Origin of the sequence: Mesorhizobium sp. M2A.F.Ca.ET.039.01.1.1, from assembly GCF_003998035.1 — a bacterium.
Lineage (GTDB): Bacteria > Pseudomonadota > Alphaproteobacteria > Rhizobiales > Rhizobiaceae > Mesorhizobium.
This window is the reverse complement of record NZ_RZRY01000824.1, coordinates 1-2,489: the sequence shown is the minus strand read 5'-3', so window position 1 is coordinate 2,489 and position 2,489 is coordinate 1. Positions and strand designations below refer to the sequence as shown.

Sequence of the window (2,489 nt, the reverse complement as noted above, 5' to 3'; positions counted from 1 at the left end):
GTCGTGCCGCGCGACTTCATCGAGCGAGCCGAGACGGTGATCTGCCATTGCGACCCCGAGCGCTTCGGCTTTCTCTACCGGCTGCTCTGGCGATTGCGCTCGGAGCCGAAGCTGCTTTCGATCGCCACCGATCCCGATATCCGGCGGCTGGAGGCGATGGAGAAGGCCGTGCACCGCGACATCCACAAGATGCGCGCCTTCGTGCGCTTCCGAAAAATCGGCGAAGGCCCGGACGAGCGTTATGTCGCATGGTTCGAGCCCGACCATTACATCGTCGAGCGCAATGCCGATTTCTTCGTGCGTCGTTTCACTGGCATGCGCTGGACGATCCTGACCCCGCATGCCTCGGCCGACTGGGACGGCGAGAGGCTGGCGATGGGGCCGGGTGCGGCCAAGCGCGACGCGCCGGCGGAAGACGATGCCGAGGCGTTGTGGCGGACCTATTTCGAAAACATCTTCAACCCGGCCCGCCTCAAGGTGAAGGCGATGCAGAAGGAGATGCCGAAGAAATATTGGCGGAACCTTCCCGAGGCCTCGCTCATTCCAGATTTGATAGCAGGAGCGGACAAAGCCGCGTCAGACATGATCGCCCGGATGCCAACCAGCCCAGCACCGCATCATGCCAAGGTGAAGGCCAAGCACTGGCCCACGCCCGAGCCGTCCGATGTGGCGGCGCCTGAGGCCGACGATATTCCGGAGCTGCGCGAGGAGGCGAAAGGCTGCCGCCGCTGCCCGTTGTGGCGCGATGCGACGCAGACCGTCTTCGGCGAAGGGCCAGAAAATGCCGACGTGATCTTCGTCGGCGAGCAGCCTGGCGACCAAGAGGACCTGGCCGGCAAGCCGTTCGTCGGGCCGGCGGGCAAGGTGTTCGACAGCATCCTGGACGACGCCGCGATCGATCGCCACAAGGTCTATGTGACCAATGCGGTGAAACACTTCAAATTCGAGCCGCGCGGCAAAAGGCGCATCCACTCCAAGCCCAATGCCGGTGAGATCCAGGCCTGCCGCTGGTGGCTGGACAAGGAGCTTGACCTGGTCAAGCCTAACCTCGTTGTGGCGCTCGGCGCGACGGCGGCGCAATCGCTGCTCGGCAAGGCGGTGCCGATCACCAAGATGCGCGGCGACGTTGTCGAGCGCGAGGATGGCTTGCGGGTGTTCCTGACGATCCACCCCTCCTTCATCCTGCGCATCCGGGAGCAGGAGGACAAGGAGGCCGAGAGGGAGCGGTTCTTGCAGGATATGCGGAAGGTCAAGCAGCTGATGGGGGCTTGATCGTTCTACGCACCGGATGATGCTGTTGCGGGGTGTGCGGCCTTGGAGATTAGCGGAGACGCCCCACCGCTTCGTCATCCACGGGCGGAGCAAGGAGCGAAGCGACGCAGCGCAGACCCGAGGATCCATGCCGTGACTTAAACGCGCCGCGACGGTGCAGAATTCTGCTCTGCTGCACTCTTCGGCTAAGGTCACGGCATGGATTCTAGGGTCTACGCGCGTCGCTTCGCTCCTTGCTCCGCCCTAGAATGACGAGCTCTGTGGGGCTCCGCGCTACCTAACCAGAATCGCCCTCAGATCGTTCACGTTCGTCCCCGTCGGCCCCGGCACGAACAAATCTCCAACCGCATTAAATGCCGTCCAGGCGTTGTTACCGGCGAGCATTGCCTTGGCGTCGACGCCTGCCGCGCGCATGCGCGCCACGGTCGAGCCGTCGGCGAAGGCGCCGGCATTGTTCTCCGAGCCGTCTATGCCGTCGGTGTCGGCAGCAAGGGCATGAATGCACTCGACACCGTCGATACCGATGGCGAAGGCGAGCAGGAATTCGGAATTGCGGCCGCCCTTCCCCTTGGCCCGCAAGGTGACGGTGGTCTCGCCACCGGACAGGATCAGCACGGGCTTCTTGAAAGGGCGGTTGCGCGTCGCCACCTCGCGCGCGATCGCGGCGTGGACGCCTCCGACCTCGCGCGCCTCGCCCTCGATGGCATCCGACAGGATGACCGTCTCGATGCCTTGCCGCTTCGCTTCGGCGGCGGCAGCTTCCAGCGAGACGCCGGCCGAGGCGGTCAGGTGCACCTCATTGCCGGCAAAGCGCGGATCGCCGGGACGCGGAGCATCGGCGTCGGGCGACTGGATATGGGCCATGACCGAGGCCGGCAGCTTCATGCCATAAGCGGCGATCGAGGCCAGTGCATCCTGACGGCTGCCGGTGTCGGGAACGGTCGGCCCCGAGGCGACCAGCGCCGGGTTGTCGCCGGGGATGTCGGAGACGACCAGCGACACGACCCGCGCCGGATGCGCCGCGGCAGCCAGGCGTCCGCCCTTGATGGTCGAGACATGCTTGCGGATGGTGTTCATCGCCGCGATCGGCGCGCCGGAGGCAAGCAGCGCCTCGTTGACGGCGATCTCGTCGGCAAGCGTCAGGCCGGGAGCGGGAGACGGCAGCAGGGCCGAGCCGCCGCCGGAACTCAGCGCCACGACCAAGTCTTCCGAAGTCA

General features: G+C 65.5%; 2 protein-coding genes. One reads left to right on the top strand and one right to left on the bottom strand.

All coding sequences use genetic code 11. The features are described 5' to 3' along the window. The coding region (locus tag EOA24_RS34250) for a UdgX family uracil-DNA binding protein (RefSeq protein ID WP_127410605.1) at positions 1-1,272 on the top strand (1,272 nt) is incomplete at its 5' end. A 273-nt stretch (positions 1,273-1,545) separates the two neighbouring features. Here the strand turns inward: EOA24_RS34250 and EOA24_RS34240 are convergent. Beyond that, positions 1,546-2,489 (bottom strand): glycerate kinase (locus tag EOA24_RS34240; RefSeq protein WP_133374763.1); only part of this gene is annotated, 944 nt, incomplete at its 5' end.